At 72.5% G+C, this 24,641-nt stretch carries 23 protein-coding genes; 8 read left to right on the top strand and 15 right to left on the bottom strand.

Going from position 1 to position 24,641, the window contains the following annotated elements:
* Nucleotides 1–68: 68 nt before the first annotated feature.
* Entirely contained in the window at nucleotides 69–308 is a 240-nt protein-coding gene (locus AB0O53_RS09435) for a hypothetical protein (protein WP_350988086.1), read from the bottom strand.
* 84 nt (nucleotides 309–392) lie between these two features.
* Here AB0O53_RS09435 and AB0O53_RS09430 point away from each other — a divergent pair, with 84 nt between their 5' ends.
* Entirely contained in the window at nucleotides 393–2,522 is a 2,130-nt protein-coding gene (locus AB0O53_RS09430; RefSeq protein WP_435886636.1) for a TPM domain-containing protein, read from the top strand.
* A 59-nt stretch (nucleotides 2,523–2,581) separates the two neighbouring features.
* A complete protein-coding gene (locus tag AB0O53_RS09425; protein ID WP_350988088.1) occupies nucleotides 2,582–3,301 on the top strand; it encodes a PspA/IM30 family protein in 720 nt (239 codons plus the stop codon).
* Nucleotides 3,302–3,380: 79 nt separating this feature from the next.
* Here the strand turns inward: AB0O53_RS09425 and AB0O53_RS09420 are convergent, their stop codons facing one another.
* The 7 genes from AB0O53_RS09420 to AB0O53_RS09390 all read right to left on the bottom strand — a co-directional run bounded on the left by AB0O53_RS09420 (nucleotide 3,381) and on the right by AB0O53_RS09390 (nucleotide 11,895).
* Nucleotides 3,381–6,002 carry a SpoIIE family protein phosphatase gene (locus AB0O53_RS09420; protein WP_365194492.1) on the bottom strand — a complete coding sequence of 874 codons (2,622 nt, stop codon included), beginning with the start codon at nucleotides 6,000–6,002 and terminating at the stop codon, nucleotides 3,381–3,383.
* 206 nt (nucleotides 6,003–6,208) lie between these two features.
* A complete protein-coding gene (locus tag AB0O53_RS09415) occupies nucleotides 6,209–6,649 on the bottom strand; it encodes an ATP-binding protein (RefSeq protein ID WP_359117076.1) in 441 nt (146 codons plus the stop codon).
* Nucleotides 6,650–6,803: 154 nt separating this feature from the next.
* Nucleotides 6,804–7,253 (bottom strand): (deoxy)nucleoside triphosphate pyrophosphohydrolase, encoded by a 450-nt coding sequence (locus AB0O53_RS09410; protein ID WP_365194317.1) that lies wholly within the window; start codon nucleotides 7,251–7,253, stop codon nucleotides 6,804–6,806.
* 39 nt (nucleotides 7,254–7,292) lie between these two features.
* Entirely contained in the window at nucleotides 7,293–7,478 is a 186-nt protein-coding gene (locus tag AB0O53_RS09405) for an SPOR domain-containing protein (protein WP_350988096.1), read from the bottom strand.
* Between the two features lie 613 nt (nucleotides 7,479–8,091).
* On the bottom strand, nucleotides 8,092–8,844 hold the full coding sequence (locus tag AB0O53_RS09400; RefSeq protein ID WP_365194314.1) for a GntR family transcriptional regulator: 753 nt from the start codon (nucleotides 8,842–8,844) through the stop codon (nucleotides 8,092–8,094).
* Between the two features lie 137 nt (nucleotides 8,845–8,981).
* Complete coding sequence (locus tag AB0O53_RS09395) at nucleotides 8,982–10,157, bottom strand: DUF4190 domain-containing protein (RefSeq protein WP_350988100.1); 1,176 nt, start codon at nucleotides 10,155–10,157, stop codon at nucleotides 8,982–8,984.
* 160 nt (nucleotides 10,158–10,317) lie between these two features.
* Entirely contained in the window at nucleotides 10,318–11,895 is a 1,578-nt protein-coding gene (locus AB0O53_RS09390) for a S8 family peptidase (protein ID WP_350988102.1), read from the bottom strand.
* Nucleotides 11,896–12,092: 197 nt separating this feature from the next.
* Here AB0O53_RS09390 and AB0O53_RS09385 point away from each other — a divergent pair, with 197 nt between their 5' ends.
* The 3 genes from AB0O53_RS09385 to AB0O53_RS09375 all read left to right on the top strand — a co-directional run bounded on the left by AB0O53_RS09385 (nucleotide 12,093) and on the right by AB0O53_RS09375 (nucleotide 15,236).
* Nucleotides 12,093–13,205, top strand: coding sequence for a threonine synthase (locus AB0O53_RS09385; protein WP_350988104.1), 1,113 nt, complete (start codon nucleotides 12,093–12,095; stop codon nucleotides 13,203–13,205).
* Nucleotides 13,206–13,431: 226 nt separating this feature from the next.
* On the top strand, nucleotides 13,432–14,250 hold the full coding sequence (locus AB0O53_RS09380; RefSeq protein WP_365194310.1) for an isocitrate lyase/PEP mutase family protein: 819 nt from the start codon (nucleotides 13,432–13,434) through the stop codon (nucleotides 14,248–14,250).
* 44 nt (nucleotides 14,251–14,294) lie between these two features.
* Nucleotides 14,295–15,236 carry an EamA family transporter gene (locus tag AB0O53_RS09375; protein ID WP_350988107.1) on the top strand — a complete coding sequence of 314 codons (942 nt, stop codon included), beginning with the start codon at nucleotides 14,295–14,297 and terminating at the stop codon, nucleotides 15,234–15,236.
* Between the two features lie 36 nt (nucleotides 15,237–15,272).
* Here the strand turns inward: AB0O53_RS09375 and AB0O53_RS09370 are convergent, their stop codons facing one another.
* The 4 genes from AB0O53_RS09370 to AB0O53_RS09355 all read right to left on the bottom strand — a co-directional run bounded on the left by AB0O53_RS09370 (nucleotide 15,273) and on the right by AB0O53_RS09355 (nucleotide 20,549).
* Nucleotides 15,273–16,064: a trypsin-like serine peptidase gene (locus AB0O53_RS09370; RefSeq protein WP_365194307.1), complete on the bottom strand. Its 792-nt coding sequence runs from the start codon at nucleotides 16,062–16,064 to the stop codon at nucleotides 15,273–15,275.
* Nucleotides 16,061–17,110 (bottom strand): alpha/beta hydrolase, encoded by a 1,050-nt coding sequence (locus AB0O53_RS09365; protein WP_350988109.1) that lies wholly within the window; start codon nucleotides 17,108–17,110, stop codon nucleotides 16,061–16,063. Before AB0O53_RS09365 ends, AB0O53_RS09370 begins: the two co-directional genes overlap by 4 nt.
* A 1,598-nt stretch (nucleotides 17,111–18,708) precedes the next feature.
* Nucleotides 18,709–19,749 (bottom strand): alpha/beta hydrolase, encoded by a 1,041-nt coding sequence (locus tag AB0O53_RS09360; protein WP_350988449.1) that lies wholly within the window; start codon nucleotides 19,747–19,749, stop codon nucleotides 18,709–18,711.
* 362 nt (nucleotides 19,750–20,111) lie between these two features.
* Nucleotides 20,112–20,549 carry a MarR family winged helix-turn-helix transcriptional regulator gene (locus AB0O53_RS09355; RefSeq protein WP_350988111.1) on the bottom strand — a complete coding sequence of 146 codons (438 nt, stop codon included), beginning with the start codon at nucleotides 20,547–20,549 and terminating at the stop codon, nucleotides 20,112–20,114.
* An 89-nt stretch (nucleotides 20,550–20,638) separates the two neighbouring features.
* Here AB0O53_RS09355 and AB0O53_RS09350 point away from each other — a divergent pair, with 89 nt between their 5' ends.
* On the top strand, nucleotides 20,639–21,700 hold the full coding sequence (locus tag AB0O53_RS09350) for an SMP-30/gluconolactonase/LRE family protein (protein WP_350988113.1): 1,062 nt from the start codon (nucleotides 20,639–20,641) through the stop codon (nucleotides 21,698–21,700).
* A gap of 41 nt (nucleotides 21,701–21,741) precedes the next feature.
* Here AB0O53_RS09350 and AB0O53_RS09345 read toward each other — a convergent pair whose 3' ends face one another.
* Genes AB0O53_RS09345 through AB0O53_RS09335 form a run of 3 tightly spaced genes read right to left on the bottom strand, consistent with a single transcriptional unit; the run spans nucleotide 21,742 to nucleotide 23,343 of the window.
* The gene (locus AB0O53_RS09345; RefSeq protein ID WP_365194302.1) at nucleotides 21,742–22,299 is read right to left on the bottom strand and encodes a hypothetical protein; all 558 of its coding nucleotides are present in this window, start codon (nucleotides 22,297–22,299) and stop codon (nucleotides 21,742–21,744) included.
* A complete protein-coding gene (locus AB0O53_RS09340; protein WP_365194299.1) occupies nucleotides 22,296–22,676 on the bottom strand; it encodes a PadR family transcriptional regulator in 381 nt (126 codons plus the stop codon). Before AB0O53_RS09340 ends, AB0O53_RS09345 begins: the two co-directional genes overlap by 4 nt.
* Nucleotides 22,677–22,731: 55 nt before the next feature.
* Nucleotides 22,732–23,343 (bottom strand): HdeD family acid-resistance protein, encoded by a 612-nt coding sequence (locus AB0O53_RS09335; protein ID WP_365194297.1) that lies wholly within the window; start codon nucleotides 23,341–23,343, stop codon nucleotides 22,732–22,734.
* 120 nt (nucleotides 23,344–23,463) lie between these two features.
* Between AB0O53_RS09335 and AB0O53_RS09330 the strand changes: the two genes are divergently transcribed.
* Nucleotides 23,464–24,045 (top strand): Uma2 family endonuclease, encoded by a 582-nt coding sequence (locus AB0O53_RS09330; RefSeq protein WP_350988120.1) that lies wholly within the window; start codon nucleotides 23,464–23,466, stop codon nucleotides 24,043–24,045.
* 76 nt (nucleotides 24,046–24,121) lie between these two features.
* A complete protein-coding gene (locus AB0O53_RS09325) occupies nucleotides 24,122–24,391 on the top strand; it encodes a type II toxin-antitoxin system Phd/YefM family antitoxin (protein WP_350988122.1) in 270 nt (89 codons plus the stop codon).
* The last annotated feature ends 250 nt before the right edge of the window (nucleotides 24,392–24,641 follow it).

Below are 24,641 nucleotides of genomic sequence, written 5' to 3'. Positions count from 1 at the left end.
CCGGGTCCGGGGGCCGGGTGCCTCTGCGGGAGGCCCCGGACCCGGACCCCGCCCCGGACCCCGCCCGGTCAGCGGCCCGAGTGGTCGATGACGTTGCCGTTGGAGCAGTTGTTCGCGTGGTCGCCGACCCAGTCGCCCATGACGGGGACCACGGCCACCTCCTGGAGGCAGACGGCGGCCGCGGTGAAGTTCCAGTTGTTCGCGGCGTTCACCCCGCCCCCGAAGTTGGAGTCGTTGTCGGCGTGGGCGGGGGCGGCGAGGCCGAGGGCGGCAGCGGTGAGCACGGCCGCAGTCATGATCTTCTTCATGGCCTGCCAACGACCGCTCTCCGGCCGGGTCACTGCCCTCTGCTCCGGATGCGGGCGCGATAGAGCGCCCATACCCTCCCAAATGTGATCCCGCCGAGAACCGCGCCGCGCAGCAGAGCACTCGCACGGGCCGGGCTCGCCCTGGCCGCCGGACTGCTGGCGCTCGGCGGCTGGGGCGTCGCACAGGCTCCGCCCGCGCGGGCCGAGGACCCCGTCGCCCTGGAGCGGCAGGGGCAGATCACCGACCTCGTCGGCGCGCTCGGCGACCGGAAGGCCGCCGTCACCGCCGCCCTCGACGAGCTCTACGCCGACCGGAAGATCCAGCTCTTCGTGGCGTACGTGCAGGACTTCTCCGGGTGCTCCGCGCAGAGCTGGGCGGACGCCACCGCGCAGCGCAACGGCCTCGGCCGGGACGACGTCCTGCTGGCGGTGGCCACCGGGGACCGCCAGTACGCCTATTCGGCCGATGTCGACTCCGGTTTCACCGAGCGGCAGCTGGCGGAGGTGGCGCGGACCGCGATCGAGCCGGCCCTGCGGCAGAACGACTGGGCGGGCGCGGCCATCGGCGCGGCGAACGGCTACAACGCGGTCCTCGGCGGGCAGCCCGTGCCGGCGCCCACCATCACCCCCGGCCCGGTCGACCCCGGCGGCGGCAGCGGCGGGAGCGGCGCCGGGGACTACGTGCTCCCGGTGGTCGCGGTCGGCGCGGCCGGGGCGCTCGGCGTGTACGCGTACAGCCGCCGCAGGCGCAAGGACGCCGCGGCGGGCGGCCGCGGTACGACGAGGGGGCCGGGCTGGCCCGAGGGGGCGCCGGACCGCCTGCCGCTGCCGGAGCTGGACGGCCGGGCGAAGTCCCTGCTGGTGGAGACGGACGACGCGGTGCGCACCAGCTCCGAGGAACTCGGTTTCGCCACCGCGCAGTTCGGCGAGGAGGCGGCCGCCCCGTTCACCGCGGCCGTGGAGTACGCCAAGGGCGAGCTGACCCACGCCTTCCGGCTGCGCCAGCAGCTGGACGACGCCTATCCGGAGGACGACGCGACCCGGCGCCGGATGCTGGACGAGATCGTGGCCCGCTGCACCGAGGCGAACCGGCGGCTCGACGCGCAGGCGGCGGACTTCGACCGGCTGCGGGACCTGGAGAAGAACGCCCCGCAGGCGCTGGCGGCCGTCGAGGAGCGCTATCTGGAGCTGACCGGGCGGACCACCACCGCCGAGGCGACCCTGACCGCGCTGGCCCGGCGGTACGCGGACTCCGCTTCGGCGCCGGTCTCCTCCAACCCCGGGCAGGCCAAGGACCGGCTGCTGTTCGCGGCGACCAGCCTGGGCCTGGCCCACGCGGCCGTCGACGCGGGCCAGAACGGCACGGCGGCCGTGCACGTGCGGTCCGCCGAGGGCGCGGTGGACCAGGCGGCGACACTGATGGACGCGGTCGAGCGGCGGGCGCAGGAGCTGGCGGAGGCGGCCGGGAAGCTGCCGGGCGCGCTGACCGAGACGGAGACCGACCTCGCGGACGCCCGCGGGCTGCTGGCCGGTACCGCGGAGGGCACCTCGACGGCGGACCTGCGCGGGCGCATCGGCCGGGCCGAGGCGGTACTGGCCGACGTACGGCGGGAGGAGGCGGCCGGCCGCTACGACCCGATCGACGCCCTGCGCCGGGTGGAGGAGGCCGACGCGGCGCTGGACGACGCCCTCGCCGGGGCCCGGGAGCGGGAGTCGGGCCGGCAGCGGGCGGCCGCCCTGCTCGACCAGGCGATGCTCGCGGCGCGCAGTGCGATCGGCGCGGCGACGGACTACATCACCACCAGCCGGGGCGCGGTGGGCAGCCAGGCCCGCACGCGGCTGGCGGAGGCGGGCCGGCATCTGGAGCGGGCCGGGGCGCTGGCGGCGGGCGACCCGTCGGAGGCGCTGGCGGAGGCCCAGCAGGCGGATGCGCTCGCGCGGCAGGCGCAGCAGCTGGCGGAGCAGGACGTACGGGGGTACCAGGACCCGTACGCGGGCCGGCGCGGCGGCGGGCAGGGCGGCGCCGTACTGGGCGGGATCATCCTCGGCGAGATCCTGCGGGGCGGCCGGGGCGGAGGCGGTTTCGGCGGCGGGGGCGGCGGTTTCGGCGGCGGCGGGGGCTTCGGCGGATTCGGCGGCGGGGGCGGCAGCGGCCCGGGCTCCTTCGGGGGCGGCGGCACCCGGGGCCGCATGGGCGGGGGCGGCCGCTTCTGAACCTCCCGCGGCGCGGGCGCGTACCGGACCAGTCCATCCCTCACCAGGAGAGAACCGTCATGAGCAAGCAGACCATCCTCGGCCGGGTCACCCAGCTCGCCAAGGCCAACATCAACGCGCTGCTGGACCAGGCGGAGGACCCGCAGAAGATGCTGGACCAGCTGATCCGGGACTACAGCAACAACATCTCGGAGGCGGACCAGGCCGTCGCCACGACGATCGGCAACCTGCGGATGCTGGAGGCGGACCACAGGGAGGACCTGGACGCGGCGGCCGAGTGGGGTGCCAAGGCCCTGGCCGCGAGCCGGAAGGCGGACGAGCTGAGGTCCTCGGGGGCCGCGGCGGAGGCCGACCGGTTCGACAACCTCGCGAAGGTGGCGCTGGGGCGGCAGTTGCAGTCGGAGAAGGAGGCGAAGACGGCGGAGCCGACGATCGCGGCGCAGACGGAGGTCGTCGACAAGCTCAAGTCGGGCCTGGACGCGATGAAGAACAAGCTGACGGAGCTCCAGGCGAAGCGGGACGAGCTGGTGGCCCGGGCCCGCACCGCCCAGGCGCAGAACACGATGCTGGACGCGGTGAAGAACATCGACGTCATGGACCCGACCAGCGACCTGAACCGCTTCGAGGAGAAGGTGCGGCGGGAGGAGGCGATGGCCCTGGGCAAGCAGGAGTTGGCCGCGTCCTCCCTGGACGCGCAGTTCGAGTCCCTGGAGGACCTGGGCAAGACCTCGGAGATCGAGGCCCGCCTGGCGGCCCTGAAGCAGGGCCGCGCCGCCTAGGGGGTCCGGGTCAGCCGCACGGGCCGGAGCCGGGCGGCCCGGGTCGCCGCGGGGCGGCGGCCCGACCGGCCCGGGCCCGTCAGCCGTACATGTTGAGGAGTTGTTCCGCCGAGAGTTCCGCGACGGCCTCCTCCGCCGCGCCCGGCAGCGGCAGCTCGAACCACACGGTCTTGCCGCGGTGGGTCCGCCGGGTGCCCCACCCGGCGGACAGCAGGCCCACGAGCTGGAGGCCCCGCCCGCCCTCGTCGGTGTCGCGGGCGCGCCGGCGCCGCGGCTGGACCAGGTTCGCGTCCCACACCTCGCACACCAGCGTCCGGTCCAGCAGCAGCCTGAGCCGGATCTCGCCCTCGCCGTAGCGCAGGGCGTTGGTGACGAGTTCGCTGACCAGGAGTTCGGTGGTGTCCAGCAGGCCCTCCAGGCCCCACGCCGGCAGCTTGGCCCGGGCCAGTTCCCGCGCCCGGCCCACCGAGCGGGCCTCGCGCGGGAGCTGCCAGTCCCCGACGGCGTCCACGGGCAGTCCCTGCACCCGGGCCATCAGCAGGGCGATGTCGTCCTCGCCGTGCCGGGTGTCCAGGGTGTTCAGGACGTGGTCGCAGACGTCCTCCAGGGGGCGGACCGGGTCCGCGAGCGCGGCGCGCAGGCCGCGCAGGCCCTCCTCCAGGGGATGGTCACGGGACTCCACGAGTCCGTCGGTGTAGAGGGCGAGGAGGGCGCCCTCGGGGAGTTCGACCTCGACCTCCTCGAACGGCTCCCCGCCCACCCCGAGCGGCAGCCCGGTCGGCACCTCCAGCAGCAGGGCGGGCATGGGCTCGCGGTCCTCGCCCGGCCCGGCCTGGTTCGGCGAGACCAGCACCGGCGGCATGTGGCCGGCGTTGGCGATGGTGCAGCGCCGCGTCACCGGGTCGTAGACGGCGTACACGCAGGTGGCGAGGTACACCTCCGAGCGGTCGGAGTCCCGGGAGTGCAGGGCCGCACGGGAGGCCTGCTGGGAGCCGCCGGGGGCGCCGAGCCCGCGCGCGATCTCGTCGAGCGCGGTCAGCACCTCCGCCGGTTCGAGGTCCAGGAGGGCCAGGGTCCGTACGGCGGTGCGCAGTTCGCCCATGGCGACGGCGGCCCGCAGGCCCCGGCCCATGACGTCGCCGACAACCAGCGCCGTGCGGTGCCCGGGCAGTTCGATGACGTCGAACCAGTCGCCGCCGACCTCGGTGGCGGCGTTGCCGGGCAGGTAGCGGCAGGCGATGTCCAGGCCCGCGGCCTCCGGGTCGCCGGGGGGCAGCAGGCTGCGCTGGAGGATCAGCGCCCGCTCGTGCTCGCGCCGGTAGAGGCGCGCGTTGTCGATGCACACGGCGGCGCGGGCGGCCAGTTCCACGGCCACCGCCCGGTCCCGTTCGCCGAAGGGCTCGCTGCCCTTCGTACGGGAGAACTGCGCGAGTCCGACGACCGTGTCGTGGGCGACCATCGGCACCACCAGGGTGGACTGCACGAGGTCTTCCGGTCCGCCGCCCTCGATCAGCCGGGGCCGTGCCGTACGCAGGGCCAGCGCGCCCGGCGAGGCCGCCGGGTAGCGGTGGATGTCGCCGACGGCGACCAGGGCGCCCGGGCCGGACAGCGGCGCGTCGGAGACGGCGGAGGCGAAGGCCACCCGGCGCAGCGCCGCGGACGGGGTGCGGGCCGGGCCCTGGCCGGGCAGGCTGGGCACGCCGGGCCCCTGGGGCCGTGCGGGGCGGTCGTCGTCGCCGAGCAGCAGCCCCTGGTAGAGGTCGACGGCGGCCAGGTCGCAGAAGCCCGGGACGGTGACGTCGAGGAGTTCCCGGGCAGTGGTCTCCAGGTCGAGGGAGTTGCCGATGCGGTGCCCGGCCTCGTTGAGGAGGGCGAGGTTGCGCCGGACCCCGGCGGCCTCGCGGGCGGCGAGGTGGCGGCGGGTGACGTCGGTGCCGATGCCGGCGACGCCGATGGGGCGGCCGCTGCCGCCGTGCACGCGGTAGAGGTTGATGGACCAGTGGCGGTTCTCCCGGCTGCGCGGGGTGGACCCGGTGATCCGCAGGTCGGTGACCGCGTCGCCGGTGTCCAGCACCCGGCGCAGCGCGTCCGCCATCCGGTCCGCCTCGTGCGCGGGCAGGTAGTCGTGCACGGTGCGGCCGCGGTGCGTCTCGGCGGTGCCGCCGAAGACGGTGGCGAAGCGGCGGTTGGCCCGTTGCACGGTGAGGTCGGTGCCGAACAGCAGGAAGCCGAAGGGAGATTGGCCGAATATGGCTTGTGAGGCGGCAAGGTCGGATTCGATGCGGCGCAGCGCGCGTACGTCGACGACGACGCAGAGGGCGGCCCGTTCCGCGGTTTCGGTCTGGGTGGGCATCACATAGATCTCGGCCACGCCGTGTGCGCCGTTCCCGCCCGGGATCCGGAAGGGGATCAGGCCGGTCCACTCCTTGCCGTCGAGGATCTCGGCGACCTTGCGGTGGGCGTCCTGGCGCAACTCGGGTGGCATGAAGGCGTCGACGGGGTCGCGCCCGACGGTCTGGGCGGCCGTCAGTCCGAAGAGCTCCTCGGCGCGCAGGCTCCATTGGTCGATGAACCCGTCGGGCCCGATCGAGAAGGATGCAACCTTTATGTAGTCATATATCGAGCCAGGCGGACTGCTGTGCCACAGGGCGTCGTGCCATGTCTCCCGAGGCACGTCGGCCTGATGTGCCTGCGCAGGTATTTCGCTCACGCGACCGTCCCCTCCAGCTCACCGCAACCGGACCGGCCATGACGGAAGTATTCAGCACCACGACCCCGGACGGCACGGCGTTCACGATCACAGCACGGTCTCGATGATTTCAAGCCATGTCGCGCGATCTCCCCCGGCCCCCTTCCCGGCGAGGGCCGGGAAGCGCCGCGGGGGGTCTCCCGCCACCGCTCACCTTGTTACTCACCAGGAAGAGCCAACTCGAACCACACAGTCTTCCCTGTTTTCCCGTGACGTGTTCCCCACCGCTGCGAGGAGGCGGCCACGAGGTGCAGTCCGCGGCCCCCCTCGTCCTCGGAGTCCGCCACCCGCTCGCGGGGCGGATCCGGAAGCGGATCGGAGATCTCCACCAGCAGCGCGGGGCCTCCGACCGGGGCGCCCTCGGAGCCCTGCGCGGCCGGATTCCGCCGCACCAGCCGGACGCCGATGGGGCCGGAGGCGTAGCGCAGGGAGTTGGTCACCAGCTCGCTGACCAGCAGAACGGTCACGTCACCGACGGCTTCGAGGCCCCACTCGTGCAGGGTTCCGCGGACGGCGTGGCGGGCGGTACGGACGGCGCCGGGTTCGGCGGGGAAGGCCCACTCGGCGCACTCACCGTCTGTGTCGATCACGCCGATCACTTCCCGGGCCAGCAGCGACCCCAGTCCGGTTCGTCGGGGACGAAAGGGGGACGAGATAGGGATTAATAGCGACATACCCGATATTCGGGGCGTCGTACCACTCGATCCCGAACCCACCGGCGCACTGTGGCACAGACGGACCAGTGCGCGAGCGTCACGCGCCCCTGCGACCGGCACCGCCACCGCCACCGGCGGAGTCCGTACCGCCGCCGTCCGCGCGCAGCCGGCGGCCCGCCTCGGCGACCGCGGGACGGTCCTGGTCGAGCCAGTCCACCGACTCCAGCTCCTCCGGCCCCAGCCAGCGCAGTTCGTCGTGGTCCTCCAGCGGAGCCGGCACCCCGGAGAGCAACCGCGCCGTCCACACGTGCAGGACCAGCCCGGGCTTCAGCGGCCACTCCCCCGGGATCCGCTCGACCGGCTCGGTCTCCACGCCGAGCTCCTCGCGCAGTTCGCGCACCAGCGCCTCGGGGACGGACTCGCCCGGTTCGGCCTTTCCGCCCGGCAGCTCCCAGCGTCCGGCGAGCTCCGGCGGTGCGCTGCGGCGGGCGGCCAGCAGGCGCCCCTCATGACAAAGGGCTCCGCCCACGACCACGCGTACAGTCATGGGCGGAGCCTATGCCAGCGCCGTGGGGCGCCGCTCGGCTCAGTTCATCGTGGCGGTCTGACCGATCCGCTCGACCCAGTAGAGCTGCTTGTGTCCTCGGTCGTCGAGACTGTCGGCGACCTTCTGGGCCTCGGCCCGGGTGGCGTACCGGCCCACCCGGTAGCGGTTGCCGTTGTCGTCCTGACGTATGACCAGCCACGGAAGCAGTGCACCGCCGTCGTTCATCGCGTTTCACCTTCCGCCGACGTATCTGCCCGGGAAACCGCATTGCGCATATGCCCGACCTTACGCCCGACCTTTACGGAGCGGATACGGTTTTTCACGAAGAGATACCTGGCAGGCGTACGCATCCGGCCATGCGTACGAGTGCGCCGTGCGCGCCGGTCCGGACGGGGCGCACACGGGACGCCGGGAAGCGCGACCACGGGCCCCGGCCTTCCTACGGGCGGGTATACCCGCAGGTAGCTTCGGGGGAACCGGTCGTCCGGGCACCCCGGGGGCCCGGGTAAAGGGAGGTTTCCGGCCGCCACGAAGGCACCGCCGCGGGCGGCGCGGGCGCCCTGCGTCCCGCGGAAGGCGCAGTTCGGGGCGGCCGGCGGCGATCACCATCGCGCCGAAACCCGCCGGGTCGCCGGGTCCGGCGGAACCCCGACGGCCGCAGTCCGGCCGCGGACTGGACGGCCGCAGACCGGGCGGCGGGCCGTCGGAGGGCGGGCCCCGGACCGCGGAGCTGTCGGACGGCGGGACCGCCCGACCGCGGGCCGCCGAACCGCGGGGCCACCGGACCGCGGGACTGCCGGACCGCGGGACTGCCGGACGGCGACGACCGCCCGGCCGGCTAGCGCACCGGGAGGTGGTACGAGAGGCGGTAGCGGTCGGCCGGGACGACCACGTCGGCCGTCTCCACCGCGCGGCCCGAGGCGAAGTAGGTGCGGCCGATCACCAGGACCACGTGGCCCGGGACCCCGCCGAGCAGGAGGAGCTCCTCCGCCAGGCCGGGCCGTGCGCCGACCTCCTCCACCATGTTGTCGACGACGACGTCGATCGCGGCCATCCGGTCGACGACCCCGGAGCCGCCCAGCGGGCCCTCCTCGGGGAGCATCACCGGGGTCCTCCCGGTCACCGCGAGGGGCTCCCACGAGGTCGACAGCATCATCGTCTCGCCCGCGTCGCGAAAGACGTACCGGGTCCGCATCACCCGCTCGCCCGGCTCGATGCCGAGCCGCTTCGCGATCTCCGCGGGCGCGCCCGCCTGTTCACTGCTCGACTCCCACGTCCCCCGCGCGCCGGAGTCGGCCTGCTCCTGCCGGAACGGCGTGGAGGAGCCGCCCGTGCGGTAGCCGGAGCGGGCCACCCGGCGCGGCACCGGCTGCTCCCGCACGTACGTACCGGACCCGGACCGGCCTTCGACCAGCCCCTCCGCCATGAGGACCTTGCGCGCCTCCAGGGCCACGGTGTCGGAGACCCCGTACTCCTCGCGGATGCGGGCCTGGGAGGGGAGCCGGGCGTGCGGGGGCAGAGAACCGTCGACGATCTGTCGTCGAAGATCCCCGGCCACGCGAAGATAGGCCGGCTGCTCACCGAAAGTCACTGGCCACTCCCATCAGGTTGACAGACAGCCACACCCTGGCAACCGACGGTTGAAGACCGCAAGCAAGGGCCAGAGTTTCACCCGAAGTGATGAAACCAGGTCACTCAAACCCATTACCGCGCGTTACCCCGGCGACGTCACACCGACTGCGACGAAGGCAGCCGGGCGGCCCCGGCCTCCGGGTCCTCCGTGCTCTCCGGGCTCTCCTCCAGCCAGCGCGGAACCTCGGTCGACAGCCCGTACGCGCCGCGCAGCGCCTTCTCCGTCTCCAGGGACATGGCGGCCGTCGCCCGGTCCCACAGCCGGTCGAACTCCGTCCCCGTCCGCGCCTGGGAGGCGCGCTGCCAGGCCGCGCGGGCCGCCTCGATCTCCTTCAGCTGCGCCGGAACGGCCTTCTCCAGCCCCGGCCGGGCCGCGTCCTGCTGGAGGACCTTCGCCTCCTCGCCCAGCGCCGCGTACATCTCGCGCGCCCACGCCTGGTGCTTCTGGAGCGCTTCGCCGACGTCCTCCACGGGCGGCCGGCTCATGACGAACTCCACGCCGTTGGCCGCCCGCAGGAAGGCCGCCTGTTCCGGCTTGAGCATGCCCGCGTCCCGGCGCAGGCTGCCGCGCCACTCCTCCTCCGTCGTGCCGATCACGCAGAGCAGGCGCCGGTCCCCGTCCCGCCAGGACTGGCGCGAGGGCGCGTAGTAGAACATCTCCGCGAAGTCGGGCAGGGCCCAGGTGTCCATCGCGTACTCGTCCTGGGCCTTCCAGCAGGCGTCCTCCGACGCCCGGTCGGCCTCGCTCGAATCGGGGGCGCCGGCGGCGCCCGCCGCGCTCGACGCGGTGACCTCGCCGTGGTGCACCTGGGAGCAGTCGACCGCGTACATCAGCGGCCGCTCGTCGAACAGGTCCCCGCCGGGGACGTTGAAGCAGTCGCCCGCCTTCAGGTCGTCGATGTCCCTGAGCTCGCCCTCGACCTCGGTGTACTCGGTCAGCCCGTCGAGCCGGGCGGGTGTCATCTCCACCAGCCGGCCGAGCGCGAAGACCATCACACCGGTCATCACGACGGAGACCGCGAGCCCGGTGACCGCCAGGACCTTGCCCCGGTCGCCCTTCTTGGCGATCTGCACGAGCGCCGCGATGCCGAAGGCGACGCCGAGCGGCGGGAAGCAGAGCAGTCCGGCGAGGAGGGAGGCGAGGGCGAAGCCGTTGAGCGCCGGCGGCTGCGGCCCCTGGCCGGGCGGCGGCGCCCAGCCCCACCCCTGCTGCGGCGGGGGCGGGGGCCAGGAGTGGCCCGGTCCGGGAGGAGGACTCGGCGGGATGCTCAAGGGGTCGGACTCCATCGCAGGTGGCAGAGGGCATCGCGGGGCGCCGGGAGGCGCCGCTGCGGGCGCGAACGGATGCGCGAATAGTACGCAGCGGGGGCGACCGTCAACCGGTCGCCCCCGCTGTTTCCCTATGGCCCAGTCACCGCCACCGGTTTCGACCTCAGAACTGCAGGGCCCAGGAGTCGATCTTCCCGGTGTCGCCGCTGGAGTTGTCGTTCACGCGGAGCTTCCACGTGCCGTTCGGCGCCGTCTCGGAGGAGGCGTTCACCGTGAAGGTCCTGATGATGTTGACCGCACCGTCTCCGGAGCGGTTGTGCAGGTTGTACACGGTGCCGTCGGGTGCGACCAGGTCGATCCTCAGGTCGCCGATGTACGAGTGCTTGATGTCGACCGGGACCTTCAGCGTGCTCGGGGCGCTGCCCACGACGCCGCTGACGGCGATCGAGGACTCGGCGGTCGCGTTGTCGCCGATCGCGTAGTCGGTGGTGTTCTCGAAGCGCTTGCCCGGCGGGACGGGGCCCAGGGCGGTGACGTGGAGCAGACGGTTCGGCGAACCGGTCCCGGGGCCGGTCACCTTGTCCGGGGTGGCGGATCCGATCAGTGCCGTGGCCACCTGGGCCGGGGTGCTGGACGGGTTCTGCGACAGGTAGACGGCGGCCGCTCCCGCGACGTGCGGCGTGGCCATCGAGGTGCCGTTGATGGTGTTGGTCGCGTAGTCGCCCGTGCCCCACGCGGAGGTGATGGCGGAGCCCGGCGCGAAGATGTCCAGGGCCGGACCGTAGTTGGAGTAGCTCGCCTTGGCGTCGGTGTTCGTGGTGGCGCCGACGGTGATGGCCTCGGCGACGCGCGCCGGGGACTTGGTGGAGGCGTTGGCCGACTCGTTGCCCGCGGCCACGGCGTAGGTGATGCCGGAGGCTATGGAGTTGCGGACGGCCGTGTCGAGCGCGGTGTCCGCGCCGCCGCCGAGGGACATGTTGGCGACAGCGGGCTTGACGGCGTTGCGGGTCACCCAGTCGATGCCCGCGACGACCTGGGCGGTCGTGCCGGAGCCGCTGTTGTCGAGGACGCGGACGCCGACGATCTTGGCCTTCTTGGCCACGCCGTACGCGCCGCCCGCGACGGTGCCGGCGACGTGCGTGCCGTGGCCGTGGCCGTCCTGGGCGGTGTTGTCGTTGTCGATGGCGTCGTAGCCGTAGGAGGCGCGGCCGCCGAAGTCCTGGTGCGTGATGCGGACACCGGTGTCGAGGACGTACGCGGTGACGCCCTCGCCCGCCTTGTCCGGGTAGGCGTAGGTCTGGTTCAGCGGCAGCTTGTCCTGGTCGACGCGGTCCAGGCCCCAGGAGGGCGGGCCGGGCTGCGTGGCGCTGACGGTGAAGGTGCGGTTCTGCACGACGGACTGGACCGCCGGGTCGCCGGCGAGCTTCTCGGCCTGGGTCTGGGAGACCTGGACGGAGTAGCCGTTGAGGGCCGCGCTGTAGGTCCGGTCGATCTTCGCGCCGTACTTCTTGGCGACGAGCTTGCCGCTCTCGGTGGTCGAGCGGGGCGCGGTGTCCTTCAGCGTCACGATGTAGCTGTTGGGCACGGTCCCGGGGGCCCCGGCGTTCTGGACCACGCCCCGCGGACCGCTGTCGGCGGCCGAGGCGGGCAGTGCGGCGGCGGCCGAGCCCAGCGCGAGGGCCACGACCGCGGTCGCGCCGATTCCGGTGATCTTCCGGCGCCTGTGACGCATCACTGGCATGTGACGGGTCCTCCTCTTAGGTGGTGCATTGCGGGGTGCGGTGGAACCTCGCAAACGTGGCCATGACAACGCAGATGGCCCAACGGGCGGTCGCCTCCGAAAGGTTGACCCACCCTCGGCACGACCCGACAAGAGGACAACGAACGCGTAACATCCGTGCCATACACCGGCCATGACCGACCAAAGGCGCTCCGCACATGACGCACGCACCCCCCGGTTACGTCTGCTCCGAGGACGGTACACGCGCAGACGTCCGGACCGCGCCGTGGGGGTGCCCTCTGTGCGGCGGACCCTGGGACCTCGATTTCACGCCAAACCCGGACGTGGCACTCGAACCGTCCGCCGGACCGAACTCGCTGTGGCGGTACGGGCCGGTGCTGCCGCTGCCGGGGGCCTTCTCCATCTCCCTGGCGGAGGGGCACACTCCGCTGATCCCGCTCGGGGAGCGGATTCACGCCAAGCTGGACTTCCTCATGCCGACCCTGTCCTTCAAGGACCGGGGCGCGGTGATGCTCGTGGAACTCGCCCGGCGGCTGGCGCCGGAGCGCGTCGTGGCGGACAGCAGCGGCAACGCGGGGACCTCGGTGGCGGCGTACTGCGCACGGGCCGGACTGGCCTGCGAGATCTTCGTGCCCGAGGGGACGTCGGAGAAGAAGACCGAGCAGATGCGGGCACACGGGGCGGTCGTCCGCGTGATCCCGGGCGGCCGCGAGGCCGCGGCCCTGGCGGCCCGCAAGGAGGCGGACGCCCCCGGCGTCTTCTACGCGAGCCACGTGTTCAACCCGTACTTCCTCCACGGGACCAAGACCTACGTGTACGAGGTGTGGGAGGAGATGGGCCGGCGGCTGCCGGAGGCACTGGTGGTCCCGGTGGGCAACGGCACCCTGTTGCTCGGGGCGGCGCTGGCGACGCAGGAGCTGGCCCGACGCGGCGTCAGGCCGCCGGCCCTGATCGCGGTCCAGTCGGAAGCGGTGGCCCCGCTCGCGGAGGCGTTCGCCGCGGGCACGGACGACGCCGCCCCGGTCGAACAGCGGCCGACCCTGGCCGAGGGGATCGCGATCCCGGCACCGCCGCGCGCCCGCCAGATCCTGGCCGCGGTCCGGGACTCCGGCGGCACCTTCGTGACGGTCCCGGACGACCGGCTGCGCGCGGCCCAGCGGGACCTGGCCCGGCGCGGCCTCTTCGTCGAACCGACGGCCGCGGCCTGCTGGGCGGCGGTGGGCCCCGCGTCCCCGACCGACCCCTTGCAGGGCCGCACGGCGGTCATCCCCCTCTGCGGCGCAGGCGCCAAAACCGGCCTGTCCCCCTGAGGCCTGCCGACGTTCGAGGCGCGGGGCCGGGGGCGGGGCCCGCTCAGCCCCGCCATTTCAGCCCCGCCGGCGTTTGAGGCGCGGGGGCCCGGGGGCAGCGCCCCCGCCACGGCGCCGCACCAGCCAACGCACCGGCAGACCCCGGACCGGCCAAGCAAGCGCAGCGCAAAGGCAGAAGTCGGAAATCCGCGAGCCCCCGCCCCACCCCGTCTGTTCAACTGACGACATGAGCACCCACATCGGCCTCGCCGCCAAAGCCACCGCGTTCGCCGCACTGCACACCCCCGCCGCCCCCCTCGCCCTGGCGAACGCCTGGGACGTCGCGAGCGCCCGCATCGTCGAGGCCACCGGCGCCCCCGCCGTAGCCACCACCAGCGCGGGCGTCGCCTGGTCCCTCGGCTCCCCGGACGGCGACGCGCTCGCCCGCGACCGCGCCCTCGACCTGATCGCCCGCGTGACCGCCGCCGTGTCCGTGCCGGTCACCGCCGACATCGAGGGCGGCTTCGGCACCGACCCCGCCGCCGTCGGCGAGACCGTCGCCGGCGTCATCGCCGCCGGCGCCGTCGGGATCAACATCGAGGACGGCACCCGCGCCCCCGCCGAGCAGGCCGAGCGCCTGGCGGCCGCCCGCGCCGCGGCCGACGCCGCCGGGGTCCCGCTCTACGTCAACGCCCGGATCGACACCTACCTCAAGGGCCTGGGCGAGCCGGCCGACCGCCTCGACGAGACCCTCGCCCGCGCCACCGCCTACCTCCGGGCGGGAGCCACCGGCATCTTCGTGCCCGGCGTCCTGGACCCGGCCGTCGTGGCCGAGCTGGCCAAGTGCATCGACGCCCCCCTCAACATCCTCCTCGGCCCCGACGCCCCGACCGTCGCCGCCCTCGGCGCCCTCGGCGTCTCCCGCGTCAGCCTCGGCTCCTGGGTGGCCGAAGCGGCGTACGCGCTCGTCCGCCGCGCCGCCGAGGAGCTGATCACCGATGGGACCTACGGATCGCTCGCGCGCTCGCTCCCGTACGGCGAGCTGAACAACCTGCTCAAGGGCTGAGACACCCGAATGCGTGCATGGGCCAACGACCATAGGATCCGGGCATGAGCACCTCAACCCCGGTGGACGGCAGAGCCGCGGCCACCACCCCGCAGGGCAGGACCACCGGAGCGGTCTGGACCGCGCTGGCCCTCGTCTACGTCGTGTGGGGCTCGACCTACCTCGGCATCCGGATCGTCGTCGAGACCATGCCGCCCTTCCTCTCCGCCGGGGCCCGCTTCATCACCGCCGGCCTGATGCTGGCCGCCATCGTGGCCTGGCGCCACGGGCCGGCCGCGCTCCGGGCCACCCGGGCGCAGCTCGGCTCGGCGGTCCTGGTCGGCCTGCTGCTGGTCCTCGGCGGGAACGGCCTGGTCGTCCTCGCCGAGACCTCCGTGCCGTCCGGCCTGGCCGCACTGCTGGTGGCCGCGGTGCCCATGTGGGTGGTGGTGCTGCGAACGGCCACCGGCGACCGGCCCCCACTGCGCACCCTGGCCGGGGTCCTCGTCGGCCTCGCCGGTCTCGCGGTGCTGACCAGCCCCGGGCTGAGCGGCGCCGTTCGGCTGTCGGGGGTGCTGCTGGTGGTGGCGGCCTCGATGCTGTGGTCGCTGGGGTCCTTCTCCGCCTCGAAGCTGCCCCTGCCCGGCAACCCCTTCACGGGCAGCGCCTACCAGATGCTCGCCGGCGGCATCGCGGGCGTGGTCGTCGGCCTCCTGCGCGGCGAGCACCACGGTCTGGACCCGTCGACCTTCTCCACCGGCTCCTGGCTGGCCCTGGGCTACCTGGTCCTCTTCGGCTCGCTCGTCGGCTTCACCGCGTACGTATGGCTCCTGCAGGCCGCACCGCTGTCGCTGGTGGCCACATACGCGTACGTCAATCCGGTCGTCGCCGTCGCCCTCGGCGCGCTGATCCTCGACGAGGCCCTGACCTGGCCGATCCTGCTCGGCGGCGCGATCGTCGTGGCGGCGGTGGTCGTGATCGTCAGCACGGAGCGGCGGAAGCGGTAGCGGTAGCGACGGGGCGGTGTCCGGGCTGGGGGGCGCTCAGTCCCGCGCGGCCCGCTCGTACAACGCCTTCGCACGCTCGTCGAACAGCGCGGCCGTCGAGTCCACGTCGGTGTCCCCGCCGCTCAGCACCCCGATCAGGTGCCCGGCGGGATCCGCACCGCCCCGGTCCGCGATCCACGGGCTGCCGCTCGTACCCGTCCAGAAGCCCGCGCAGCTCATGTAGAGCATGTCGGGGTCGTCCTCGTCGTGGCGGGTCTGCGTCGTGCAGGAGACCGGCCTGTTCTCCGGGTTGTGCTCGGACTCCGGGTAGCCGACGACGGTGACGTCCCGGTCGTAGCCGGAGGTCCATTCGGGCCTGGGCGCCTCGGTGCGGCCGCCCACGGCCTCCTGGACGCTGCGCCCGTCCTCGTCCGGCTCGATGGTGAGGAAGGCGAAGTCGGCGGTGTCCTCGCCCCACTTGGTCCAGCGGTCGTCGACGTGGATCGCCTTGACCTTCCACACCCCCAGCGGCTGGGTGCCGTCGCCCTCGCCGGAGAAGGCCGGGGCGAAGGAGAGCTCGCCGATGGCCAGGCCGTCGTGGGCCACCTCGCCCGGCTGCCCGTCCTCGCCGGCGGGGGCGACGCAGTGCGCGGCGGTGGCGACGACATTGCCCTTCGGGCTGTCGACGACGCTCGCGGTGCACCAGTGCTCGCCGCCCGCCATGAGTACTCCGACGGTGGGGAAGGGGAGCACCGGCCGCTCGCCGGGCGCCTTTATGAAGGCCATGGCGCACACCGCCGCGATGCCCGCCGCGGCGGCGGCCGATGCCCCCTTCACCACCGTGCTCATCGCACGCCGGGATCGGGTGTCGGTCCCTTCATCACCTTGCTGATCCACTCCAGGGAGCCCTCCCTCATACCGCGCACGTACGACTTTCCGTTGTGCTCACCATCCTGGATCACCTGGAGCGAAGTGTGCACGGGTCCCTTGCCGTACTCCTGCATGAACTTCTCGGCCTGCTCGCGACCGGTCTCCTTGGTCCCGATCTGGAAGTTGATGTAGACCTCGGGACCGCCCGTGTCGATCAGCTTCGCGGCGAGCTTCTCGGGGTTGTTCTGGTCCATGGCCTGCGTGTTCCCGTTCCAGAGCGGGGAGTCGGGGACGATGTCGGTCCCGCTCGCGATGGCCGCCTTGAACCGGTCGGGGTACTTCAGGAGCTGCTTGAAGCCGTTGAATCCGCCGGCCGAGGAGCCCATGAAGGCCCATCCGTCGCGGGAGGTGAAGGTGCGGAAATTGGCCTTCGCGAAATCGGGGACGTCATCGGCCATCCAGGTGCCCATCCTGGGCTGGCCGGGGATGTCCGAGCCGTCGAAGTGGTGCTTGGTGTCCGCGTTGGTCACCGGCATGATCAGGATGAAGGGCAGGCTCTTGCCCGACTTGGCCCCGTCGCTGACCGCCTGCTGGAGGCCGAGGCCCGGGCCGGTGCCCCAGTAGTTCGTCGGGTAGCCGCGGCCGCCGGGCAGGGAGATCAGGACCGGGAAGCCGCTCTTGGCGTACCTCGGCTCGTCGTACTCCTTCGGCACCCACACCCACACGTCGCCCGTGAAGCCGGACTTCTTGCCCGTGAGGGTGGCCTTGCCGATCTGGGTGCCGTCGGGCAGCCGGCTGGTACGGACGAACGAGGCCGCCGGGCCGGTCGGCATGAGCACCTCCGGCAGGGCCTCGGAGGCGGTGGCCGTCTTCTCCTGGACCTTGCCGAAGGAGACCGGATCCCCTATGTCCGAGAAGAGCCCGAACTTGTACGCTGCCACGCCGCCCCCGGCGAGGGTGAGCGCGAGACCGCCGCTGATCAGAAGCAGGCGCAGGCGGTGGGGGCGACGGCGGCCCGTGGTCATGGGGCTGCCGTCGCCTTGCTGGTCATGCTGCACGGTTGTTGTCCCGTTCCTTCTCCGGCGCTCACCTCGGAGCGCGGGCCGGACCGATCGGTCCCCCTTACACCCTTTACAGAGGTATGAACGACGGTACGGGTTGCCTGGGACGGGAGTGACGTGTCGAGCACCACGCGCGCCGGGCCCAGGCGGGGCGGGACGGGGGGCGGGACGGGGGGCGGGACAGGACACCGGGGACGGACAGCCGGGCAGGATGGAACATGGAGGCGGGCTAGGACAGCAGGACAAGACGACCGGGCGGAATGCGGCAGCAGGGCGGCGGCTTCGGGTCGGCAGGACCCACCCGGGCGGGGGGCAGAGACGTTCTGGGGGTTTTTCCGTCCGTCCGATGGTTTTCCGGGTCGTGCCGGTCCCTCAAGGGCGCTCCTGCGTCGCGTCGCGTTGCGATGGCCTGCGGCCACCCTTGACCGCCCGTCCCGCCCCGGAACTGCAAGGACCGGCGGAAAACCCCAAAAGAACGAGCCGGGCAACGAGAGACCATCAGGGCGGTGTCCAGCGCCAGCAAAGCCAGGCACGCCCCACATCGCTACGCGCTCCTGCCCGACGGCGTCCGCAGGCCCCGTGGGCTGGACATAAGCCGCCCTCGATCGCTACGCGCTCCTGCCTGACTGCGTCCGCAGGCCTCTTGGGCTGGACATACGCCGCCATCGACCGCTGCGCGCTCCTGCCCGATGGCGTCTGTGAGCCCCATGGGCTGGGAATAGGCCGCCATCGATCACTGCGCGCTCCTCGATCACGCGACCGCAGACCGCCTGGGGCCGGTCAGAGGCCGCAGAGGCCCGGACTGCCCCCCATGGGCGGCGTCTGCGGGCGGATGGAGGGAGGAAAAGCGCCGGATGACGGCTGAGCCGAACCCCATCCATGTCTGCGCGAGTGCACGCCTCAGAAGACCCTCGGTTTGCCCCAATTACCCCCCTTTGGGCGGGCGGTTGGGATGTCACCCTCCCCTTGTCGGGGGTTGGCATCGGCTGAGCCGATGGATCGCCCTCCCGCCCCTCGAATCCGCCCTTCCCGGCCCCGAACGACCGCCGGACGCGGTCAGGGCGAAGCGCGTAGCGATCGATGGCGGCTTATGCCCAGCCCAAGAGGCTGGCGGACGCCGTCGGGCAGGAGCGCGTAGCGATTTGAGGCGCTCCGGGCTCCCGCCCGGCATCGCTGATGTGGCCGTCCCTGAAACGAAGGTCCCGGCTCGTTCTTTTGGGGTTTTCCGCCGGTCCTTGCAGTTCCGGGGCGGGACGGGCGGTCAAGGGTGGCCGAAGGCCATCGCAACGCGACGCGACGCAGGAGCGCCCTTGAGGGACCGGCACGACCCGGAAAACCATCGGACAGACGGAAAAACCCCCAGAACGGCTCTGCCCCCCGCCCCGCCGAAACACCGCTCCCCCACACCACCCCGCGCACCGCCGCCCCCGCCCCGCCGAAGCCCCCGCCGCCCCGCCGTGCCCGTCACGTGCCGCTCACGGCCCGGCAGGTCACGGCCCTGAGGCGGGTGGGCAACCACGGGCCCGCCGTGGGGGGCCGAGGGGGCTGGGACCCCGCCCCGCTCAGCCCGCCTCAGGCTTCGGCGCCTTCAGGACCTTGCTGATCCACTCCAGGGACCCTTCCTTCATGCCCCGGACGTAATGCCAGCCGTTGTGCTCGCCGTTCTGGATGTCGCGGATGGTCATCTTGATCGGCCCCTTGGCGTACTGCTGTTGGAACTTCGTCATCCGCTCCTTCCCCGACTCCTTGGTGCCGATCTGGAAGTTGATGTAGACCTCGGGACCCTTGGTGTCGATCAGCTTCTGGGCGAGCTTCTCCGGGTTGTTCGCGTCCATCTCCGCCTGGTGGCCCTTCCACAGCGGGGAGTCGGGGACGATCTCGCCACCACTGGCGATGACGGCCTTGAACTTGTCCGGGTGCTGCAGGACCGTCTTCATGCCGACGAACGCGCCCGAGGACGAGCCCATGAAGGCCCAGCCGTCACGGGACTTGTAGGTGCGGAAGTTGGCCTTGGCGAAGTCCGGGACGTCCTCCGCCATCCACGTCCCCATCTTGGCCTGGCCGGGGATGTCGGAGCCGTCGTAGTAGTACTTGGCGTCCGGGTTGAGCACCGGCATGATCACGATGAACGGCAGGCTGGTGCCGGCCTGGGCGCCCTCGCTGATGGCCTTCTGCAGGCCAAGGCTGCGGTCGGACCAGTAGTTGGACGGGAAGCCGTTGCCGCCCGGCAGCGCGATGAGTACGGGGAAGCCACTCTTCGCGTACTTCGGGTCGTCGTACTGCTTGGGGGCCCACACCCACACGTCGCCCTCGAAGCCGGACTTCGCGCCGGTGACGCGGGTCTTCGCGATGATCGTGCCGTCGTCGAGCTTGGTGGTCTGCTTGAAGTCCGCCTTCGGGCCGGTCGGCATCAGCACGTCGGGGTCACCGGAGGGCTTGGCCTCGGCCGCCGGGGTGCCCGCGTCCGACTTGCCCGCGGCAGGCGGCGGGTTCTTGCCGAAGGTCACGGCCTCGCCGTTGCCCGAGAACCAGTCGAGCTTCCAGGCGGCGAAGCCGCCACCGCCGAGGAGCAGCGCGACGGCGACCACGGCGCTGATCCATATTCGGCGCCGGGACCGCTTGGGCTGCGGGGGCTCACCGTCGTGCGGGTACCCGGCGGGGGCGGGCGGCCCCCCGTACGGCGGCTGGTCGAACGACTCCTGGTACGGCTGCTCCTGCCGGTACTGCGGGTACTCCTGCGTGTGCTGCTGCCGGCCGCCATGCCCCTGGGGCGGGTAGTCCTGGTACGACGGCTGGTCGTCAGGCCGCGGGCGCTGCGGGTACTGGTGCACGAACTTCGCTCCGAACGGTCTTGACTGCCCCCGAGGGCAGAACGGCTGGTCTCCCCTAAGTCCTGATGAGCAAACCACCCGCACAGTTCCAAATTCGAGCAAAAAACATACGGGGGCGGGTGCGGGCGGCGCGCTCAGCGCTGGGCGTCGAGCGCCTCCGCGCACCGCCCGAGCAGGGCGATGAGCTGCGCCCGCTCCTCCTCGGTGAACGCGGCCGCGAGTGCCCGTTCCACCCGCACCGCGCCCGCGTCCGCGAGTTCCACGACCGCGCGCCCCTCGTCGGTGAGCCGGGTCTCCAGCACGTTGCGGTGCCATTCGTGCGGGGTGCGCTCGATGAGTCCGCGCTCGTGGAGGTTCTTCAGCACGGTGTTCATGGTCGGCGGGGTCACCCCGCACAGGCGCGCGAGCGCGGCGGCGGAGATGCCGGGCTTCTCGGCGAGCCAGAGCAGCGCGGCGTACTGCGGAACCGTTACTGCGGCCGGCTTGAGGGCCGCGTTCTTCGCCGCGAGGAGCGCCTGCTCGGCGCGCTTGACGTGAGAGCCGATGCGCTCCTCGGGGGCCATGGAGGTCATGCCGGCATCCTACGACCCTTGCATCCATTAGAGCTCTAACATACATTCGCCTTCACTTGATCAGTAGAGGGCATCTCATGGAGCGCTCGATGACGCGGACGACGGTGGAGACGATGGCGACGGTGGAGACGGCGATGAAGACGAACAACAAGGCAGCAGCGAAGAGGTCGCTCCTGGTGGCGGCGCTGGCCGGGGCGCTCGCCCTCGGGGCGGCGGCGCCGGCTCCGGCCCTGGCCGGGGCGCAGGGCCCGGCGGGCGACGCCCGGATATCGACCGCCTTCTCGCTGCCCGGGGCGAAGGTCTACCCGGAGGGCATCGCCGCGGACCCCCGCACGCGTACGGTCTACGTCGGCTCGTACGCGGACGGCACGGTCTACCGGGCCCGGCCCGGCCGGGCGGAGGCCGAGGTGTTCCTGCCCTCCGGCACCGACGGCCGCCACACGGCCAACGGCCTGCGGGTCGACGCGCTCGGCCGGCTGTGGGTCACGGACTCCACCGCGGGCGTGGCCGTGTACGACACCGCGACCGGGGCCCGGCTGGCCCACTTCGAGGTGGCCGCGGGAACCCCCGCCCGCTTCGTGAACGACCTGACCGTCACGCCGGACGGCACCGCGTACCTGACGGACAGCATCCGCGGCGTGATCTACCGCGTGACCCCGCGGCAACTGGCCGCCGGCAGCGGCGTCCTGACCGAGGCCTACGACCTCACCCCGGCCCTGCGCCCCCGTCCGGCCGGTGCGTTCAGCCTCAACGGCATCACCTCCGACCGGGCGGGCCGCTACCTCCTCACCGTCGACATGACGGCGGGCGACCTCTACCGCGTCGACCTGCGGACCGGCGCGATCCGCCGGGTCGCCCTCACCGGCGGAGACCTGAAGGCAGCCGACGGCCTCGACCTCGCCCCCGACGGCACCCTGCGCGTGGCGCACAACGTCACCAACACGCTGACCCGGTGGCAGCTCGGCGCGGACGGCACCCGCGCCAGGCTGACCCGTACGATCACGGACCCTTCCCTGCAGATCCCCACGACGCTGGCGCACGTCCCGGGACGCACCCTGGTGGTCCGCTCGCAGTTCGACAAGGGCGGCCCCATGGACCCCGGTACGGGCACCCCGACCACCTTCACGGTGGCATCGGTGCGCGGCTTCTGACGGGGCCGGGCCGGGCCGGGCACCGTCAGGCAGTGCGGCCGTCAGGCGGTCCCGCTCCTCCTGGCCCGCAGGTCGGCGACGGCGAGGGGCAGCCCGGGCAGCATCAGGAGCGCCGCCACCCACAGGGGCGCCGTGAACACCGGGGCGTCGCCGGCGAGGCGGCCGGTGAGGACGGCCGCGGGCAGGGCGACGCAGAGGCCGATCGCCCAGTTCCGGAGTATGCCCAGGCTGCCCCGCCGCAGTTCCCAGACGACCGTGGCCGCACCGAGGACGGTCCAGAAGGCGATCTGGCCGGGGGTCACGGCCACCGCGGTGGTCCACCGGGTCAGGCTGGTCAGCAGCAGGAGGCAGCCGAGCACGAAGGCGATCTGGCGGATCATGCGCAGCAGTCGGCGCGGGAACGGGGCGCGCGCCCGGGCCCAGGCCGCGGCGAAGGTGCGTACGTCCCCGCCGACGACGTCCTGCGCGGTGCGGCCGGCCGCTTCCGCGTCGTCCAGGTGCGCGGAGAGCTCGTCGAGCATCTCGCGCACGGACGCGTCGTCGATGCCGCGGTACTCCCAGTTGCTGCGGCAGGCCGCGAGTATCTGCGCGTTCGTCATGCCGTGTTCTCCCCCGTGGATGGCGTGGTGGCGGTCAGGATCCGGCCGACCGGTCCGGCGAAGGCGAGCCAGTCGGCCCGGCCGCGGCCGAGCTCGGCGCGCCCCGTGTCGGTCAGCCGGTAGTACTTGCGCGGGGCGCCGCCGCTCGGGGACGGGGCGCGGTACGAGGTGATGAGTCCCGCGCGCTCCATCCTGGCGAGCAGCGGGTAGATGCTGCCGTCGCTGACCAGCTCCAACCCGGCGTCGGCGAGGGCCTCGGCGAACTCGAAGCCGTACCGGGGCCGTTCGGCGATCAGGGACAACAGACACAGGTCGAGCACTCCGCGCAGGAGCTGGCTGCGCCGTTGGTCACCGGTCGCGGGTCGCTCCTTTGTCATGCGGCACAAGATAGTCAACGACTACCTTGTGCCGCAAGGTAATGGGGGCGGCCGCCTATCTCGACGCAGCGACGACCCGACGGGTGGCGGACCGCATCACCAGGGCCATCACGAACTCGAAGACGCCGAGCAGGACGAGCCACAGCCCGAGCAGCCGCGTCAGGGCGACCGCGGAGTCCACCGGGAAGCAGAGCACGACGATTCCGGCGACGGTGCCGAGGGCGCCCAGGCCGAAGAGCAGCCCGCGGTGAACGAGGAGGCGGTCGGCGATCGCGACGTAGGCGGTGAGCACTCCGGTGATCAGCCAGAACACGCCGATGATCAGGGACAGCGCGCCGATCGTCTGCATCGGATGCCGCAGCACGAGGACGCCGGCCAGGAAGGCCAGGATCGCGATCAGCACGCTCGCCAGCCTGCTGCCGCCGGCGTCGTTGCTGTGCGAGAAGGCGGAGACGAATCGGAACCCGCCCGCGACCAGGAGCTGCAGGCCGATGATCACGGCCAGGATGTGCAGCGTCTCGTCGGGCCAGACGAGCACGAGGATGCCCGGGATCAGAGTCGCGAGCGCGACGCCGAGTGCCCAGTGCCAGGAGCTCCCGAGCTGCTTGAGCGTGTCCTCGGGGTCATGCTGCGCGCGCTGCGGTGACGCGTCGGGATGTACGGACATCACGCCTCCCGGACCCACCTGGAGTACCTTTACACCCATTTTATGCCGATACCCACCAACCCGCGGCCCGATCGGCCGGAAGCGCCGTACCGCCCTGGCCGCAATCGTTAGGGTTGACCCATGACCGCACTGCCCGACTGGATGCGCCCGCCGCGCCCGGAAGGCTGGTTCGCGGAGGACCTGGACCACCTCCCCGAGGCACCCCGCCACACCGAGCTGATCGACGGAGTCCTCGTCTTCATGATGTCGCCCCAGAGGTGGTGGCACGGCCACCTCGTCACGATGCTGACCGTTGCCCTCATGGATCAGGTGCCGGCCGACGCCAGAGTCGGACGCGAGATGACCATCAAGCTCGACCCGCGCAATCGGCCCGAGCCCGACCTCCTGGTCACCACGGCTGCCTACGACGACGACCGCACCTGGTTCTCACCGGCCGAAGTCCGACTCGTCGTCGAGGTCGTCTCACCCGAGTCCGCCCACCGCGACCGCACGGTAAAGCTCCGCAAGTACGCCGAGGCCGGCATCCCGCACTACTGGTGCATCGAGGACGAGGACGGGGCACCAGTCGTCCACGTCTACGAGCTCGACGAACCCACCGGCGCCTACGCCCCCGCCGGCATCTTCCGCGACACCCTCCAGCGCCCGGTGCCCTTCGAGATCACCCTGGACCTCGCCAAACTCACACCACCCCGCACCACCTGAGGCCTTCCGCCCGAACACGGCGCAGGGGCCAACTCCCCCGTTGTGCGCACATGGGACACTCGACAATCTTGAGCACATGACACAGCCAATGCCCATGGCGTCCATCCGCGATGTGCGTGCTCACCTCGCCGAGGTCGTGGAGCGTGCCGATCGGGAGGGCGTGCCCACGGTCATCACTCGACGCGGCAAGCAGGTCGCCGCCGTGGTGTCGATCGAGGTTCTGCGCAAGTACCAGGAATGGGAAGAGCGCGAAATCAACCGGATCGTCGACGAGCGCACGGCCAACCCGGCACCCGGCGTCCCGATCGAGGACATCACGGCGGAGACTCTGGCGCGCAGCGACTGAATACCGCGCCGACCCCCGGCCCAAGGCGCTCAGACTAAGCTCCGCGAGGTTCCGCGCGACATGGCTCCCCGCTTTCTGGCGCCGGGACCACCCATGACAGCCAGCGGGGCCGGCTCGGACCGCGCTATCGGACCCGCAGGCCGACCGACACCGGGACGAGCATGCGTTCGTCGCCTCGCTAACCCGGTGTGGTCAGCCAGGCAGGCAGGGCCATGCGCGCTGCCGGGCCGAACCGTGCTCTGCAGGTACA

The organism is Streptomyces erythrochromogenes (assembly GCF_040684695.1).
Classification (GTDB): Bacteria; Actinomycetota; Actinomycetes; order Streptomycetales; family Streptomycetaceae; genus Streptomyces; species Streptomyces erythrochromogenes_C.
This window is presented reverse-complemented; position numbering and strand designations above follow the sequence as displayed.